We start from the raw sequence: 17,210 nt of genomic DNA, 5'->3' as shown, positions 1-17,210 counted from the left end.
CGATGAAAAAGGAGGAAGCTCCTTTTTTTTGCGCTTACGCATTTACATATCTAGATAATTGGATGTATAATGACTGAGGATTAAACGGCCGGGTCATTTGGCGGAAGGGGGACAAGGCGGGAAGGGTATTTTTTTGCGAAAATACATCTAAATAATTGGATATGTAGATCTGAAATAACTTGAATGGAGAGAGAACATAAGGCATGAAAAATAAAGTAACGCTGCTGATTCTGATGTTGTCTTTGGGCGTTTTTGGCATCATCACAACCGAAATGGGAATCGTCGGGGTTTTGCCCCAGATTACCGAAAAGTTTCATGTTTCCGCTGGGCAGGCCGGGCTGTTGGTGAGCGTGTTTGCGCTGGTCGTCGCCGTTTCGGGCCCTTTTGCCACGTTGCTTGCATCCGGCGTGAACCGCAAGGCGATGTTAAGTGTGGCGGTGTTGATGTTTGCGGTTTCCAACGTATGTTACGTGCTGACGAGCCGTTTTGAAGTGCTGATGGCTTTCCGCATCATCCCGGCGATATTCCATCCGGTATTTTTTTCGATTGCGCTTGTTGCGGCTTCGCAGCTGGTTTCTCCGGAAAAAAGCGGGCAGGCGGTGACGAAGGTTTTTGCCGGCATCACGGTCGGTTTCGCGTTCGGCGTGCCGTTGACCTCGTATTTGGCGGAGCAAATTTCGCTGGATACCGCTTTTTGGTTTGCGGCTGCCGTCAATACGATTGCCTTCGTCGGCATTTTGGCGCTGATGCCTTCCATGCCCGTCCAAGGTAAAATGTCATACGCCAAGCAGCTTGGCGTACTGCGCAAACCGGCCTTGTGGCTGAACATCGCGGCAGTTTGCTCCATATTTGCGGCCATGTTTTCGGTCTACAGCTATTTTGCCGAATACCTGGGACAGGTCACGCGCATGAACGGCACCTGGATCAGCGCCATGCTGCTGGCGTTTGGGGTCATCATGATCGGCGGCAATTTCCTGTTCGGGGGTTTGCTGCAAAAAAACATGCGTAAAACGGTAGCGTTTTTTCCGGTGTTGTATCTGGCGCTATACCTGCTCGTTTATGTCTTCGGCGCTTCCTTCATCCCGATGCTGCCGATCGTCTTTTTGTGGGGCATCGTTCATTCCGGCGGGCTGATCGTGAGCCAAACCTGGCTGATGAGCGAGGTTGAAGAAGCGCCCGAATTCGGCAACAGCCTGTTCGTATCGTTTTCCAATCTGGGCATTACGCTTGGTTCTTCTTTGGGCGGCTGGGTTATTTCCCGTTTCGGGATCCATCAGCTGATCTGGAGCGGGTTGCTGTTTGCGGCGCTGGCTTTCGGATTGATCGTAGCGAAGATGAGCGTCTTCGGCACGTCCCGGAATGCGTCGGCTGCTTCATTCGATAACATGTAAAAGGTTTGGGTTTTCCGGGATGACCCTGTTTTGCCGAGCGGCTATGGCACCGGGCAGCATCCTTCATTAAAAAGCAAACGTTCCGTACAACAGATATATGTTAAGCACCGCGATGAGGATCGCGATGAACCAGGACAGCAGTTGGAGCCACCGGGGGGCGGCGTGCGGGCCCATTTTCTTCCGGTCCGAGGTGAACATGACGAGCGGGATGACGGCAAAAGAGAGCTGAAGCGACAGGATGACCTGGCTCAGGATCAACAGGCTGCCGGTTGCCTGTTCGCCGACGATCCCGATCACCAGCACGGCCGGAACGACGGCGATGGCGCGGGTAATAAGCCTGCGAATCCAAGGTTTGAGCCGGATGTTAAGAAAACCCTCCATGACGATCTGGCCGGCCAGCGTCCCGGTCAGGGTGGAGTTTTGGCCGGAAGCGAGCAGGGCGACGGCAAAAAGCACGCTGGCGATGCCGGTGCCGAGCAGCGGCGTCAGCAGCTGGTACGCATCCTGGATTTCGGCGACTTCCGTGTGACCCGTCGCATGGAACGTGGCGGCGGATAAAATCAGGATCGCCGCATTCACGAACAGGGCCAGCATAAGCGCCACGGTCGAGTCGATCGTCGCGAAACGGATCGCCGATTTTTTGCCCTGCACCGTATCCTCGTAATTCCGCGTCTGCACGATCGACGAATGAAGGTACAAGTTATGCGGCATGACCGTCGCGCCCAAAATGCCGAGGGCAATGTACAGCATGGCCGGATTTTGGACGATTTCCGCCTTGGGCACGAAACCGGACAACACGCCGCCTAGATCGGGCCGCGACAGCACCATTTCGGCGACGAAGCAAAGCATGATCATGGCGATGAGCGAGATGACGATCGCTTCGATGTAGCGAAAGCCTTTGTTTTGCAGGAAAAGCACGAGCAAGACGTCAAGCACCGTCAGCAGCACGCCGTAGATGAGCGGCATGCCGAACAGCAGCTGAAGGGCGATGGCCGAGCCGATCACTTCGGCCAAATCGCAGGCTGCGATCGCCAGCTCGCACAGTATCCACAGGCCGAAATTGACCGGTTTGCTGTAATGGTCGCGGCAGGCCTGCGCCAGATCCCTACCGGTGGCAATGCCCAGCCGGGCGGAAAGCGATTGAAGCACGATCGCCATCAGGTTGGAGATGAGGATGACCGACAGCAGCGTATAGCCGAACATGGCTCCGCCCGCCAAATCGGTAGCCCAGTTTCCCGGATCCATGTACCCGACCGCGACGAGGTATCCCGGACCGACAAAGGCGAGCAGCTTCCGAAAAAAGCTGCCTTTCGTCGGCACCTTCATCGATTTGTAAACTTCGGGCAGGCTGGGGGCATCCCGCTTGGAGCGCCAGCCCTGCTCGGACTGCGATTCCTTTACGCGTGGTGCGGACATGTTCATGTGTACAACCTTCTTTCTTACAGAAAATTATTTTGCCTCCGGACAACTTTTGATGTAAAAAAAATCTCTCCTTTACCGAAGTAAGATATGAACCTACCGCTCTTCTATGTGCATGGATGTTCCAAAGCGATCCGCAGGCAAAAGAATTGGATTGAAACCCGGCTCCTTGTCAAGGCGCTTCTCGACGAAGCGCCCTAGCGCAGGAAATGGGTGAGCCCAATCATGGTCAGCAGGCCGAAAATGAAGGAAAACGTCGCGGCCCGTTCATTGCCGTCCCCGTGGCTTTCGGGGATCAGCTCCTTGTAGACGACGAACAGCATGGCTCCGGCCGCAAAGGCAAGTCCGTAAGGGATGACCGCATGGAAGGTTTCGGCGAAGCGAAGCCCGGCCCAGCAGGCGGCAAACTCCAGCACGCCGGTAAACGCGGCCAGCGCCAGCGCCCAGCGCCGCCGCATGCCATGGGTAATCAGGAACAAAGCAGTGAGGAACCCCTCCGGAATGTTTTGCAGGCCGATGCTGAGCGCGACGATCGTTCCGAGATCCTGGCTGCTGCTCCCGTAGCTGACCCCGACCGAAAGCCCCTCCGGTAAGTTATGCAGCGCCATCGCGGAAAGGAACATGAGCGAGCTTGTCCGGCCGTTTTTTTCGTTGTGCGGATGATGGCCGGGATCCTGATGGGGGATGATCAGCTCCAATATGGTTAGAACCGCCGTTCCCAGCAGCGTGCCGATCGTGAGAATCCACAGGTTCGATAATTTCAGCGCTGCCGGGATGAGGCCGTAAGTCGAAGCCGCAACCATGATGCCGGCGGTGAACGCCAGCAATATATCCCGCCTCCGATGCGTGACATTGTTGAACAGGAGCGCGGGCAGCGCGCCCAAAGCGGTGCAAAGCGAAGTCGCCAGACTTCCCAGCAAAATGGCGTTCATAGGATCCTCCTTACCCAGTAGATTGCAGTCGCATGTTTCGCTTGTACAACCATATGAGCAAGTCCGGGACTCTATTCGCAAAATAAACTTCGGCGGCTCCCCCCCGTACGGCCCGTTCCGCCGATCGTCCCGACTAAAGAAAGGCCCCGCGGCATTTGGCCGCGGGGCGTTTGTCGTGTCCTTATTTTTCTTTGATGGCGATGCTATCGATCGTCACTTTTTCGGTCGGTTTGCTCAGCTCGTCCGTGTCCGGATTCGCTTCGACCGGCGTGGCGGCGATTTTTTTCACGACGTCCATGCCGCCGGTGATTTTGCCGAAAATGGTGTAGTTCGGGATCTGGTTCAGATCCTTGCTTTCCTCGCCCGTGCAGATGAAAAACTGGCTGCCGTTCGTATTCGGTCCGGCGTTCGCCATCGCGACGATGCCCGGCTCGTATTTGTAGCTCGTTTTTTCATCCTCGAAGGCGTATCCCGGGCTGCCCGCGCCGGTTCCCGTCGGGTCACCGGTTTGAATCATAAATTCTTTTATGATGCGGTGGAAGGTGACGCCGTCGTAAAAGCCTTCCTTGGAGAGGAACACGAAGTTGTTGACGGTTTTCGGCGCGTCTTTCGCAAACAGCTGGATCGTAAACGTGCCTTTGGACGTTTTGACCTCGGCTTCGTAGGTTTTCTTCGTATCGATTTGCATGGCCGGCGGGCTTGTCCAGCTTTTCGCCCCCTGCGATGCCTTCGTGCCGCTATCCTTCGTGCCGTTATCCTTCGTATCGGTATCGTTGGCATCCGTACCCTTCGTGTCCTGCGGCTGCTGCGTTTCCTGGGTCTGGTTCGGGTTGGCCTGCTCGGCGGACGATTCCGGTTTTTTGCCGCAGCCGCCGAGAACGAGGGCAACCACGATCATGATCATCAACGGAAGAAAATACGCTTTTTTCAGTTTCATGAGTCGGTTGTTCACTCCTTATGCATTTTCGCTATGTCTAATGATAGCGGCTTTTCGCTCCAAAATCTAGCGCACCTCCGGTTTGTCCCGTCCTTGCAGAAAAAACCGGCTTTTTGCAGGTATTCTTGAAACTTCTCCATTCGCTGCAACGTTTAAACAGGTAATGAATGTAAAATTTGACATGGGGGGATACCGATGTTCGAGGCGGAAAATGCCCGTCTGACGGAGCTGAAGGAGAGCATGAGGAACAAAGTCAAATGGGAAAAACGCCTTCAGGAGCTGGAAAAAGAGCGGGAGGAACGACGGCGGGAAGCGGATCGCTGGAAACAGCGGCTGGCGGACGAGGAAAAGGACGTAGAACGGCTGGCTGGCGCCTCTTTGTCCGCGTTGTTTTTCGGCTTGATCGGCAAAAAGGAAGAAAAAATGGAACGCGAACAGCTCGAAGTGCTGGAGGCGAAAGCAAAATACGATGCGGCGGTCCGGGCCGCAGAAGACATTCAGAAGCAATGCGAGGAAACGGACCGGCTGCTCCGCGACTTGCGCTATTCGGAATTCGAATATGAACGGATATTGAAGGAAAAGGAAACCATCCTTTTGCGGCAGCCCGGGGAACTGGCGGAACTGGCGGAGCGGCAGGCGGACCTCGCCGTGCAGCTGAAGGAAATGAAGGAAGCGGTGCAAGCGGGCCGCTCGGTGCTTCATGATTTGGAGCAGGCCCGGGATTACCTGCAGTCCGCCCGCAGTTGGGGCACTTACGACATGCTGGGCGGCGGCATGCTGTCCACGCACGTCAAGCATAACAAAATCGACGAGGCCATGGATTATATCCATGACGCGCAAACCAGCTTGCGGAGGTTCGGCAAAGAACTGAAGGATGTGGAGATGCATTTGTCCGTCGAGATCGACATCGGCAGTTTTTTGCGTTTTTCGGATTATTTTTTCGACGGGTTTATTGCCGACTGGATGGTGCAGGGACGGATCAACGACACGCTTTCGCAGGTGGAAGAAAAGCTGGATGCGGTCAAACGGGTGGTGCGCCGGATCGAGTCGGAGCAGCGCACCTTGGAAACACGCTTGGCAGACGTAAAAAGAAGGTACGAGTACGTGGTCGAGTCGGCGGAATGAGATTTGAAGGAGCCGCCCGAAGTCGCTTGGACTCGGGGAGCCGGCAAGAGGCAAATAAAAAAGGAGGGCGTTTGCCCTCCTTCAAACTATGTTTTCTATGCTTCGTTCTTCCATTCGACGCTGCGGAGCAGGCCGTGCTTCATCAGCGCCAGCACGAAATCCGCGTAGTAATCTTTCCGCACGATGGCGGCGTATTCATGGTTTTTATAGGCGTAAAACAGCGCGTCGGTGTAAACGTCGTTATCCTCGAAATGTTTCCGGATTTCCCGCAAACGGTTCAAATACGGCTCCTCCTGGAGGAGATGGATGCGAAATTCGACATCGTCTCCGTTGACGGTTTCCGTGATGCGGACAACGTCCTCGTTGCAGCGGTAAGTCAGCATGGCGGGCGCCTCCATTCCGGTTAAAATATTTTTCCCTTGCTTATTCCTTCCCACGATTCCTGCCGTTTAACAACCTTCCTGTATCCTCCTGGTCACATCAAATATCTGAGATATACATATGCGCTGGACAATAAAACGGACAAAATCATGATCGGGAAGCCGTATTTCAAAAACGTCGTGAATTTCAGCGGATACCCCTCTTTGGCGGCCATGCCGGCCACGATCAGGTTGGCGCTGGCGCCGATCAGGGTACCGTTGCCGCCGAGGCAAGCGCCCAGGGCGAGCGACCACCAGAGCGGTTCCAGATTGCTGATCCCCATGCTGCCCATGTCCTGAATCATCGGAATCATCGTGGCCACAAACGGGATGTTGTCGACAAACGCCGAAGCGATCGCGCTTAACCATAAGATCAGCATCGAGGTCGACGTGACGTTGCCTCCGGTCAGCCCGACGGCCTTTTCGGCCAGTGTGGAAATGACCCCGGTTTCGATCAAGCCGGCCACGAGCACGAACAGCCCCACGAAGAAAAAGATCGTCGGCCATTCGACCTTGGCGAACGCTTCTTCAAGCATATGTTCCCCGGTCAGAAGCAGGAGCAGGAAGGCGCCGGCCAAGGCGACGGTGGCGGATTCGATATGGACGAGCTGGTGGATGAAAAATCCGACGATGGTCAGTCCGAGCACGGTTACGCATTTGACCAGCAGCTTTTTGTCGGTCAGCAGCTCTTTTTCGTCCAGATCCATGATGCTTTGCATCAGCTCGGGCGTCGTTTGGATCTGTTTCCGGAAAAGCAGGATGAAGATCGGAATCAGAACCAGCATAATGATGAGCGCCATCGGCATCAGGTTTTGAATGAAAGTCATAAACGTCAGCTCTTTGACCGCGCTGCCGATCATGATGTTCGGCGGATCGCCGATCAAGGTCGCCGTGCCGCCGACGTTGGAGGCGATGATCTGCGTGATCAGGAATGGCAGCGGATTGACCCGCAGCTGGCGTGTAATACTAAACGTAACCGGCACCATCAGCAGGACGGTGGTGACGTTGTCCAAAAACGCCGACCCGAGCGCCGTCAGCAGCATCAGCGCGATCAGGATGGCGAGCGGACGGCCCTTTGCTTTTTTCGCGGCCCAGACGGCCACGTATTTGAACAGCCCCGTTTCGGCCGTAATGTTGACGATGATCATCATGCCGATCAGCAGTCCCAGCGTGTTGAAGTCGATATGGTGGATGGCCGTTTCCTGGCTTACGATCCCGAACACGACCATCAGCACGCCGCCGATCATCGCGATGATCGTCCGGTGGATTTTTTCGGAAATAATCAGTGCATACGCAATCAAAAAAATAACGATAGCCAAAATCGCTTGTTGTTCCATATGGTTCCTCCCCGTTTGTCTCTATGTCGAAGTCCGCAAGATTAGATTGATCATCAGCGCATGATCCAATTCCTCCTTTTGCCTAAGGAGAAGAATGCCGCATGCGGACCCGCCATCGGGACGAGAAGGCTGAAAAAGACAAAAGAAGCCCGCACGTGGCAGGCTCCTCCAAATGTTATTCTATGCGATTGGAAACACAGTCGCCCCTCATGTGAAAGGGGATCTGAAAAACAGTTTACATGTATTATAAATGGATTCCCCCGGGTTGTAAAGACAAGCCGGTTTTACTGCAAGGAAGGAGACGGACATGAACAAAACATGGTGGAAGGAAAGCGTCGTATACCAAATTTATCCGATCAGCTTTTTGGATTCGAATGGCGACGGCATCGGCGACCTGCGCGGCATTCTGTCGAAGCTCGATTACTTGAAGGAGCTCGGGGTGGACGTCGTTTGGCTGTGCCCGATCTATAAGTCCCCCAACCACGATAACGGATACGACATCAGCGATTACAAGGACATCATGGAGCAGTTCGGAACGATGGAGGATTTTGACGAGCTGCTGCGGGAAGCCCATGCAAGGGGGCTTAAAATCATGATGGACCTGGTGCTGAACCATACATCGGACGAGCATCCGTGGTTTATCGAATCGCGGTCGTCGAAGGACAATCCGAAACGGGATTATTACATATGGCGCAAAGGGAAAAACGGCGGCCCGCCGAACAACTGGGAGTCGTATTTCAGCGGTTCGGTATGGGAATACGACGACACGACCGGCGAATATTACCTTCATCTGTATTCGAAACACCAGCCGGACCTGAACTGGGAAAATCAAGATGTCGTCGACTGCATGCACGAGATGATCGAGTGGTGGCTGAAAAAAGGAGTGGACGGCTTCCGGCTGGACGCGATCGCGCATATCGCCAAGGCCGTCGGCCTGCCGGACGGGGATAATCCGCATCACCTGCCGACGGTCCGTGCTTATGACCTGTTTTCCAATCTGGAGCATGTCCACACGCTGCTGCATCAGCTTTATACCGAGCTGCTGTTTCATTACGACATCATGACGGTGGGCGAAACGTCGGGCCTGGGACCGGAAGAAGCGCTCAGTTACGTCGGGGATACGCGCGGAGAGCTGAACATGGTGTTTCAATTCGAGCATATGCAGCTCGATGCCGTATCCGGCGGTTCGGGAAAATGGGACATTAGGCCATGGAACCTTCTTGAGCTGAAAAAGGTGATGAGCAACTGGCAGACAGTGCTGCACGGCCGGGGCTGGAACGCCAACTATTGGTGCAACCATGACCAGCCGCGCCCCGTGTCCCGGTTCGGGGATGACGGGCGGTACCGGGTGGAATCGGCCAAAATGCTCGCCACCTTCATGCACATGCTCGAAGGTACGCCGTACATCTACCAAGGCGAGGAAATCGGCATGACCAACATCGCCTTCGATTCGATCGAGGACTACCGGGACGTGGAGACGCGCAACTTTTACCGGGATCAGCTGAAGCAGGGGGCGTCCGAGGAAAAAGTGATGCAGGCGATCCGCCAAAAAAGCAGGGATAACGCCAGAACGCCGATGCAGTGGGACGGAACGAAAGAAGCGGGGTTTACCACGGGAACGCCGTGGATCGCCGTGAACCCGAACTACCGCGAAATCAACGTCGAAGCGGCGCTGAGAGACCCGGATTCCATCCTTCACTACTACAAAAAGCTGATCGCGCTGCGCAAGGAGCATGAGGTTATCGTGTACGGGAAATACGAGCTGTTGCTTCCGGACGATCCCGAAATCTACGTTTTCACCCGGACGCTGGGCGAAGCCAAGCTATTGGTCATTCTGAATTTCTTCGGAAGGGAGCCGGAGCTCCAGCTTCCGCCGGAACTGGATCTTTCGGCAAAGGAGCTGCTGATCTCCAACTATGCGGTTGCGGGGGACGACGATCTCGGCGATACCGTCCGGCTCCGCCCTTATGAAGCCAGGGTGTACATGCTTCAGGCATAAAGGCTTGACATGGATGAACAAAATTGTTAAATTTACCTCATCCTATACCAAAGGAGAGATTTTGATGTCGGTGGTTGTTCTTAACTAATCCAATTCCATACGAAGACCGTACGAAGAGACCAAGTCAAGCTTGCTTAGGAAGGCAGCTTTGTTTCCTTGCGCCTTTTCGGGACTTGAACATCGGACGAAGCCTGGGCTTGAAGTCCGCAAGGTTCGCGCGCGGTCATGGAAAATAGTTAAGAACACGCGAAGCATCAAACGGTACTTTGGCGCCGTTTCATTCTTTGTTATTCAATCATGTTCCTTCGTGAGCGGCATCTCCGCCAGCGAGGACTTTTTTGGAGACCGTGCTCTTGCAGCACGGTTTTTTTGCGTCCATAGGATAGGCGAACATGGCGAAAGCCTGGGCCGTCTCCGGGATTCCCCAGGGGAGGGCCATATTCGGGCTATCCAAGACGCAAAAAACAAATGAAGAATAAAGCGGCCGAAAACCAAAGGGACAGAGAATTTGCATGCGCGTTCTTTGTCCCTTTTTGCGTTTTTTAAAACAACGAAAAAGGAGAATCAAGCGATGGATCACATGACCATGAGCATGCTGGAGTATGACAAAGTGAAGGAAAATCTGCGGGAATACGCAGTATCGTACGCAGGGAGGAAACAGATCGACGACCTGATGCCGGGAAGCCACCTGCGGGCGATCGAAGCGGCGCTGAGGGAAACGGCCGAGGCCAAAGCGATACTGGAAAAAGGGGCAAGCGTGCCGCTGCCGTCGCTGGAAGGCATCGAACACATCGTGTCGCTGCTGCATACGGGATACCTGTTTACCGAACAGGATTTTGCGGCGGTGCAGACGTTTTTGCACAGCTGCGGGCAGCTGAAGAAATATATGGCGGGCAAAAGGGACATGGCGCCGACTGTCAGCAGCTATGCCTTATCGATGCAGGAGCTGCCGCGGCTGAAAAGCGAAATCGAGCGCTGCATCCGCTTCGGCAAGGTCGATGACCAAGCGAGCAAGCAGCTGGAGAAAACCCGGAAAAAAATCGCCGTGGTCAAGGAGCGGATCCAGAAAAAAATGAGCTCCATCCTGTCCCGGCACGGCTCGATTCTGCAGGAGCATCTGATCAGCGTCCGGGGAGGACGGTATGTCGTCCCGGTCAAACGGGAATATCACAAACAGATCAAAGGGGCCGTGCTTGACCAGTCCACCAGCGGCCAGACGGTATTCGTCGAGCCGGAGGAAATCTCCCAGCTTCAGACCGAACTCGGGATGCTGGAAGCGGACGAAGCCCGGGAGGAGGCCGTCGTGCTCAGCATGCTGACGGGCCTGCTCGAAGCGTCCAGCGCCGATTTGCTGCTCAACATCGACATTACGGGCAATTACGACTTCATTTTCGCCAAAGCCAAATACGGGCGCTCCATCGAAGGGCGCATGGTCCAGCTGAACGATCAGGGACGCATCCGGCTGCGGGGCGCCAAACATCCGCTCATGCTGAAAACGATGGTGCCGCTGCAGCTGGAGATGGGTAACGGCTACCGCTCGCTGATCATCACCGGGCCGAATACGGGCGGCAAAACCGTCGCGCTGAAGACGCTGGGGCTGCTGACTTTGATGGTTCAGTCCGGTTTGCTCGTGCCCGTTGAGGAGGGCAGCGTGTTTGCGGTGTACGGCAAGGTCATGACGGCAATCGGCGACGGGCAAAGCATCGAGCAATCGCTCAGCACCTTTTCGGCCCAAATCCGCCGGCTGATCGCGATGGTGGAGGAGTCCGACCGATCGACGCTGCTTCTGATCGACGAACTTGCCGCCGGGACCGATCCCGGGGAAGGAATGTCGCTTTCGATCGCCATTTTGGAGGAATTGAACCGGCGCGGAGCGATGATGATGGTCACGACCCATTTTAACGAGCTGAAGGGTTTTGCTTCATCCGCTCCGGGCTTTCAGAACGCGCGCATGGAATTCGACGTCGAGACGCTCGAACCGCTGTACCGCTTGACGATCGGCGAATCGGGCCAAAGCTACGCGATCGAAATCGCCACCAAACTCGGCATGCCTTCAGGCATTACGCAGCGGTCCAGGGAGATTTTGCACAACCATAAGCCGGGAGCGGGGAGCGCCAAGGCTGAGACGATGTTTTCGGATGGGGCGACGGCAATGGAAAACGGCGGCAACGCGGCCTTCGGTCACGACCCGTTGGAGCCCGAATACGAGCAATCCGGGGCGGGAACGCTGCCGGAAGAAGCCGGACGACGCCAACCGGACAGCGGGGAACCTGGGCGCAAGCACCGCCACGATCGGGAAGAATCCATGGAAAGCGACGAGGGAGCGGAACCCGAAGAAACGGCAAAACCGCGGAAGCTGGAGGTGGGCGACGCCGTATTCGTCAGTTCCCTGCAGCGCGTCGGAATCGTGTATCAGGAGGAAGACGCCAAAGGCATGGTCGGGGTCATGGTCCAGAAGCAAAAGCTGAAAATCAATCAGAAGCGGCTGAAGCTGTATATCGAGAAAGGCAATCTGTATCCGGAGGATTACGACTTCGACATCGTCTTCGAAAGCAAGGAAAACCGGAAAAAAAGCAAGATCATGCAGCGGAAGCATGTGGAAGGGTTATCGATCATTCGGAGACCGGAGGATGTTTGAACGCGGCTTGCGGGGATGAAACGGATTCCTGATCGGGAAGGAAGCGAACAACACCCGTGACCCATAAAAAAGAAGCGGCATTCGTTATGGGCGAATGACCGCTTCTTTTACATAAAATTACAATTTGGAGCTGATAATCTCGGCGAACTGCTCCAAAAATTGCTTCTCCTCATGATCAAAGCGCCCTTTGAGCGGGCTGTCGATGTCGAGTACGCCGCGCAGTTCTCCATCCTTGACGAGCGGAACGACGATTTCGCTGTTGGAAGCCGCGTCGCAGGCGATATGTCCGGGAAATTCATGCACGTCATCCACGACGATCGTTTGGCGTTCGGCCGCCGCCGTGCCGCATACGCCGCGGCCCAAAGGAATGCGGATGCATGCCGGAAGACCCTGGAATGGACCAAGCACCAGCTCTTGCCCGTCGTAAAGATAAAAGCCTACCCAGTTGATATCCGGCAAAAAGCTGTTCAGCAGCGCCGATGCATTGGCCAGATTGGCGATGGAGCTGGGTTCATCGTGAATGAGGGATTTCAGTTGTTCCAGAACGGCGGCAAACTGCTCGCTCCGGTTACCTTCATAAGGAAGTGCTTGAAACATCATACTCCACCTTTCTTTTAACCGTTGGTTAATTATAACGATAGTATACAGGAATGACCTCCGAGTCAAGCAAAAGATGATGCCGGCGAGGCGGTTTTTCCGGGATTCGTTTTTAGCCGGATGGAGGCAGGAACGGTCAAAAGAAAACCCCCGGCTGGCCGCCGAGGGGATGATGCGGTTATTCAAGAAAGGAACGGGCCAAGCGCCGATCCATTTTAGGCATTTGGCACGCCGGTCAGTCCAAATCCGCCAAACTCCTCCTTTTCCGGCGGCGACAGCTCCGCGGCTTGCTCCACGGATTCCGCCGGGCTTCCTGCGAGCGCCTCGCGGACGAACTCCTGCACGGACCGTTTGTACAGGGCCGGGTCGGCGTCCAGCGCAAAGCCGTGCGTCGCGTCTTGAATGAGCAACAGCCTTTTGGAGCCGGTTTTGGCCGCAAACAACTCCTCGCTCATGGACGGCGGAATATAGTTGTCCTTGGCGCCGTGGATAAACATGACCGGAACGCTGCTTTTTTGCACGGAACGGACAGGGCTGACCTGATCGAGCGTGAAACCGGCTTTTTTGCGCATCCGGGCGTTAACCAGCGGAAGAAAAAGCGCCGCGGGAAGATGGTTCAAGCGCTGCAACTGATGATGCATCAGGCGCGTCAAATCGGAATAAGGACAGTCGGCGATGACGAATTTCACGTCGGCTTCCGGCAGCGACAAATATTCCAGCACGGTGCCGCCTCCGAGCGAAACGCCGTGGAGACCGACGACGCAGTTTTCGCCGTAAGCGTCTTTGATGTATCCGACCCAAGCAGCCACGTCATGTTTCTCGTGATAACCGTACGTCGTGTATTTGCCTTCGCTTTGTCCGTGCCGGCGCTGGTCGACCAGCAGGACGTTAAACCCTTCCTCGCGAAACATATCCATAAAAGGAATGGATGCCGGAAGGGAAGTAGTATATCCGTGTACGAGAATGACCCATTTGGGCGAAGGCTGCTCCGCTTTGACGACGACCCCGTGCAGGCGGAGGCCGTCATGGCTCGCGATCCGGACCTCCTCCTTCCGCAGCGGCTCGTACATTTCCCGGAAGCGGGCTCCGGCCCGTTCAAAAGCGTCAAAAACCTGCTGATAACTTAAGGCTTTCATCTGCGTCATTTGTATGAATGCGTAATGGGTGATCCCTGCGACCGCAAGCGCTGCGGCGGCAGCGACGAGGACGACGGCCCACCAGTCCAATTCCGCTCACCTCCCGGATGATGATTCATTAGGCAAGGTTTATTATATGCATTTATAACCAAATTTAACCGCATGATGCGACATGCAGACACCAACTTTTGGAAAAATTTTGACGAATTGGGGAAATGGTTGTCTGAAATCGTGAGACCCTTTCTCTCCGATATAGCCTTTCAAAGATCAAGATGCTAAAATAAAGTGGACAAGTAGCGCTTTCTTGCGGCTATTTATGGAAGAAAACAAAAAATCATGCCAAGGCGCCTCGAACTGAAGTTCGAAGAGAGGAGAGGGTCGGCAATTTATGAAAGCAAAGAAAAAGCCGGTGAATAAAATCGCACAGAAAAAAGCCCAGAGGGAACAGCAGGAAAAGCGGATGAAACGGGTGATGTGGATCACGGGGGCCTGCATCGTCGTTTTGGTGGTGCTGCTGTTGGCCATCCGACCGTCGTCCCAAAAGGGGGATTTTGACTACAGCTCGCTCCCGGTGCTCGGCAATCCGGATGCGCCGGTCAAAATCGTGGAAATGGGCGACTACAAGTGTCCAAGCTGCCGATATTTCACGGAAGAGATTTCGCCGGAGCTGAAGAAGGATTTCATCGACACGGGCAAAGCCGCTTTGTATTTCAGCAATTATCTGATCATCAGTCCAAAAGGGGATTCCAATACCGCTGCTTTGGCCGCCCAGTCGGTGTTCCATCAGAACAAGGATGAGTTCTGGAAATATTACGAGGCGATTTACAGAAACCAAGGGGACGAGGCCACCGAATGGGCCACGCCGGATTTCCTCGTGAACCTCGCCCGCACGGAGAACATTAAGGTCGATTATGACCAACTACGCAAAGATATCGACGAAAAAACGTACCAAGAAGAAATCGACAGCCAAAACGCTTTGGCGCGGAAGCTCAACGTCATGAGCACGCCGACCGTGTTCGTCAACGGGGAAAAGGCGACCGAAGAAGCTTCCATGAACTATCCGGTGCTGAAGCCGTTCATCGAGAAAAAGCTGGCCGAACAAAATAAAGAATGACGAATCTTGGAAGAAAAAGGAGTTAGAGCGATGGGAGGCAATCGTTTCTTGGCGTCTATTCGCCCGTATGCCCTGTACATGGCGTGGATCGTATCCATCGTGGCTGCCGGCGGAAGCTTGTACTTAAGCGAAATCATGCATTACGAGCCATGCAAGCTGTGCTGGTTCCAGCGGATTTTCATGTATCCGGAGGTCATTCTGCTCGGGATCGCAAGCTACAAGAACGACCGCAAAATCATTCCCTATGCCATGACGCTCAGCATCATCGGGGGCTGCATCTCCATCTACCATTACCTGGAGCAGAAAATCCCTGCGCTGGCCAAAGCCCTTCCGTGCACCGTCGGGATCCCGTGCAATTTCGATTACCTGAACTGGTTCGGATTCATCACGATTCCGCTTCTGGCATTGATTGCATTTATCCTGATCGTCCTGCTGCTGCTGGCGGGACGCGAGCCCAAGGAGGAAATGCAAGAAGCATAAGCATCCGTCAAAAGCGCTTGCCCGAAACCGGCGATCCGGAAGGGGCAAGCGCTTTTTGCATGCGGAGAATGCGGGCATGCCGTCATGGGCGGCGGACATTACCGGCCTGCCAAGGATGGAACGACGGCTCGGAATTTCGCGCCCGATCGATGGGGTTCGAATGGTTGGGGCTCGCTTGCCGCAATAAGGAAGCTTGATCGATATGGGGCTCAAGGTGTACAGTGGATGGTGATATTTTGCGTGTAAGGAGGAAGTGCCGTGCCATACAGCTGCGAAGGAAACATCCCTGAGCTGGAGGGGGAACGGGTCGTGTTGCGCCGCCTTGCCGCGCGGGACGCGCAGGCGATGTTCGAATGCTGGTCCGATCCGGAAGTCAGGCGTTTTGCGGATCTTCCCCGCATGCCGGACGTCGCGGCGGCGGCGGAACTGATCGGCCTCCTCAACCGCCTGGCCTTGACGGACGACAGCTTGCGGTGGGGGATTCAGGCGCCGGACGGGAGCATCGTCGGCAGCTGCGGGTTGAACTGGTGGCAGCTTGAAGGAGCCTACCGCGGAGAAATCGGCTGCGAGCTGTCCCGGCCTTTTTGGGGCGAAGGTTACATGCGGGAGGCGATCGGCCTTGTCATCGATTATGCTATGGTGGAGATGGGACTGAACCGGCTCGAAGCGCTGACCGATCCCCGCAATGAGCGTGCCGGTCGCCTGTTCCGCGCCCTCGGATTTACGCTGGAGGGGCGGCTCCGCCAGTACCGCCATACGGAGCAGGGCTTCGTCGATGCCGATATGCATGCCATGCTGCGCCGGGATTGGGAGGATTTCCAGACAGGGCCCGGATCAAGGGGAAATCGGGGGGAACAAACAAGATGATCGCATTTCATAAACAACCATCGCTGCTGCACCGTACCGATCCGCTCGGCAAGCTGGTGCTGCTGTTCTGCATCGCGCTGCTGACGATGAGGTTTCACTCTTCGCTCGGACAAGCGCTGCTGCTTGCTGCCGTGTTCGCATTGGCGAGATGGGCGGGAGGCATGCCATGGAAAAAGCAGGCGAAAGCGCTGGCGATCCTGCTTGGTTTCGCGGTCCCGTATTTTATCGTGACGCTGCTTACGGCTGCGGGAGAACATGTGTTCATGCAGTTGGGGCTGCTTCGGCTCACAACCGAGGCGTTGGATTCGGCAGGATCGGTTACGGTGCGCATGTTTACCGTTTTTCTGTCGTCATACGTCTTCATGTTTACGACCGATCCACGCGATATGGTGGTATCGTTGACGACGCGGCTGCGGATTCCGTACCGGTTTGCGTTCGGATTATCGATGGCGCTAACCTTTTTGCCTCTGCTGCAGGAGGAAGGAAGAAGCATTTCCGCAGCCCATCAAGTCAGGGGCGGGGGAACGCCGGAAGGCCTTCAGGGACGGCTGCGCTGGTGGCTGACGTTTATTTCGGCGGTCATGCATAACGCGCTGCGGCGGATTCAGCAGACGGCCGGGGCGATGGAGGCCAAAGGCTTCGGGGCATATCCGGACCGGACGTTTGTCCGGGAAAGCATGCCGCTCGGACGGGGGATCGTCCTTGCGGGGACGGCGGTCGCGCTTACTGCGTTTTTATGGTGGTTTATTCATATTGTTAACCTTTGACTAAAATTTAGGTTGACGTTAATGGGCGGACAAGGCAAAATAACAAGGTAAA

Annotated in this window: 15 protein-coding genes; 8 read left to right on the top strand and 7 right to left on the bottom strand. The window is 55.2% G+C overall.

Translation table 11 applies throughout. The features are described from left to right. The first annotated feature begins 203 nt into the window (after positions 1-203). Positions 204-1,391, top strand: a complete 1,188-nt coding sequence (locus tag AC27KL_RS00490; protein ID WP_487168425.1) for an MFS transporter — start codon at positions 204-206, stop codon at positions 1,389-1,391. 66 nt (positions 1,392-1,457) lie between these two features. Here the strand turns inward: AC27KL_RS00490 and AC27KL_RS00485 are convergent, their stop codons facing one another. The 3 genes from AC27KL_RS00485 to AC27KL_RS00475 all read right to left on the bottom strand — a co-directional run bounded on the left by AC27KL_RS00485 (position 1,458) and on the right by AC27KL_RS00475 (position 4,679). Further along, a complete protein-coding gene (locus AC27KL_RS00485; RefSeq protein ID WP_487168757.1) occupies positions 1,458-2,807 on the bottom strand; it encodes an Nramp family divalent metal transporter in 1,350 nt (449 codons plus the stop codon). Between the two features lie 200 nt (positions 2,808-3,007). Continuing rightward, complete coding sequence (locus tag AC27KL_RS00480) at positions 3,008-3,742, bottom strand: ZIP family metal transporter (RefSeq protein WP_339323360.1); 735 nt, start codon at positions 3,740-3,742, stop codon at positions 3,008-3,010. A gap of 181 nt (positions 3,743-3,923) precedes the next feature. Further along, a complete protein-coding gene (locus AC27KL_RS00475; protein WP_487168424.1) occupies positions 3,924-4,679 on the bottom strand; it encodes a peptidylprolyl isomerase in 756 nt (251 codons plus the stop codon). A gap of 195 nt (positions 4,680-4,874) precedes the next feature. On the opposite strand from AC27KL_RS00475, the gene AC27KL_RS00470 reads away from it, so the two are divergent. Continuing rightward, the gene (locus AC27KL_RS00470) at positions 4,875-5,804 is read left to right on the top strand and encodes a hypothetical protein (protein ID WP_487168423.1); all 930 of its coding nucleotides are present in this window, start codon (positions 4,875-4,877) and stop codon (positions 5,802-5,804) included. 95 nt (positions 5,805-5,899) lie between these two features. Here AC27KL_RS00470 and AC27KL_RS00465 read toward each other — a convergent pair whose 3' ends face one another. Both AC27KL_RS00465 and AC27KL_RS00460 read right to left on the bottom strand, forming a co-directional pair. After that, entirely contained in the window at positions 5,900-6,187 is a 288-nt protein-coding gene (locus AC27KL_RS00465) for a hypothetical protein (protein ID WP_487168422.1), read from the bottom strand. A gap of 92 nt (positions 6,188-6,279) precedes the next feature. After that, positions 6,280-7,560 (bottom strand): ArsB/NhaD family transporter, encoded by a 1,281-nt coding sequence (locus AC27KL_RS00460; protein ID WP_487168421.1) that lies wholly within the window; start codon positions 7,558-7,560, stop codon positions 6,280-6,282. A gap of 307 nt (positions 7,561-7,867) precedes the next feature. Here AC27KL_RS00460 and AC27KL_RS00455 point away from each other — a divergent pair, with 307 nt between their 5' ends. Together AC27KL_RS00455 and AC27KL_RS00450 are read left to right on the top strand one after the other, a co-directional pair. Then, the gene (locus AC27KL_RS00455; RefSeq protein ID WP_487168420.1) at positions 7,868-9,559 is read left to right on the top strand and encodes a glycoside hydrolase family 13 protein; all 1,692 of its coding nucleotides are present in this window, start codon (positions 7,868-7,870) and stop codon (positions 9,557-9,559) included. Between the two features lie 571 nt (positions 9,560-10,130). After that, complete coding sequence (locus AC27KL_RS00450) at positions 10,131-12,197, top strand: endonuclease MutS2 (protein WP_487168419.1); 2,067 nt, start codon at positions 10,131-10,133, stop codon at positions 12,195-12,197. 117 nt (positions 12,198-12,314) lie between these two features. Here AC27KL_RS00450 and AC27KL_RS00445 read toward each other — a convergent pair whose 3' ends face one another. Then, a complete protein-coding gene (locus AC27KL_RS00445; RefSeq protein WP_036707379.1) occupies positions 12,315-12,794 on the bottom strand; it encodes a GAF domain-containing protein in 480 nt (159 codons plus the stop codon). Positions 12,795-13,009: 215 nt separating this feature from the next. Further along, a complete protein-coding gene (locus AC27KL_RS00440; RefSeq protein ID WP_487168418.1) occupies positions 13,010-14,020 on the bottom strand; it encodes an alpha/beta hydrolase in 1,011 nt (336 codons plus the stop codon). Positions 14,021-14,318: 298 nt separating this feature from the next. Between AC27KL_RS00440 and AC27KL_RS00435 the strand changes: the two genes are divergently transcribed. From AC27KL_RS00435 to AC27KL_RS00420, 4 genes are all read left to right on the top strand, one after another. Beyond that, entirely contained in the window at positions 14,319-15,044 is a 726-nt protein-coding gene (locus AC27KL_RS00435; protein ID WP_339323367.1) for a DsbA family protein, read from the top strand. Positions 15,045-15,074: 30 nt separating this feature from the next. Next, the gene (locus AC27KL_RS00430) at positions 15,075-15,524 is read left to right on the top strand and encodes a disulfide oxidoreductase (protein WP_036707384.1); all 450 of its coding nucleotides are present in this window, start codon (positions 15,075-15,077) and stop codon (positions 15,522-15,524) included. A 258-nt stretch (positions 15,525-15,782) separates the two neighbouring features. After that, entirely contained in the window at positions 15,783-16,391 is a 609-nt protein-coding gene (locus tag AC27KL_RS00425; RefSeq protein ID WP_487168417.1) for a GNAT family N-acetyltransferase, read from the top strand. Next, positions 16,388-17,158 carry an energy-coupling factor transporter transmembrane component T family protein gene (locus AC27KL_RS00420; protein ID WP_487168416.1) on the top strand — a complete coding sequence of 257 codons (771 nt, stop codon included), beginning with the start codon at positions 16,388-16,390 and terminating at the stop codon, positions 17,156-17,158. Before AC27KL_RS00425 ends, AC27KL_RS00420 begins: the two co-directional genes overlap by 4 nt. Positions 17,159-17,210: the final 52 nt, after the last annotated feature.

The sequence above is a fragment of the Paenibacillus sp. YAE3 genome (assembly GCF_057546105.1).
The sequence above is the reverse complement of the archived record's forward strand: the minus strand, read 5'-3'. Positions and strand labels throughout refer to the sequence as shown.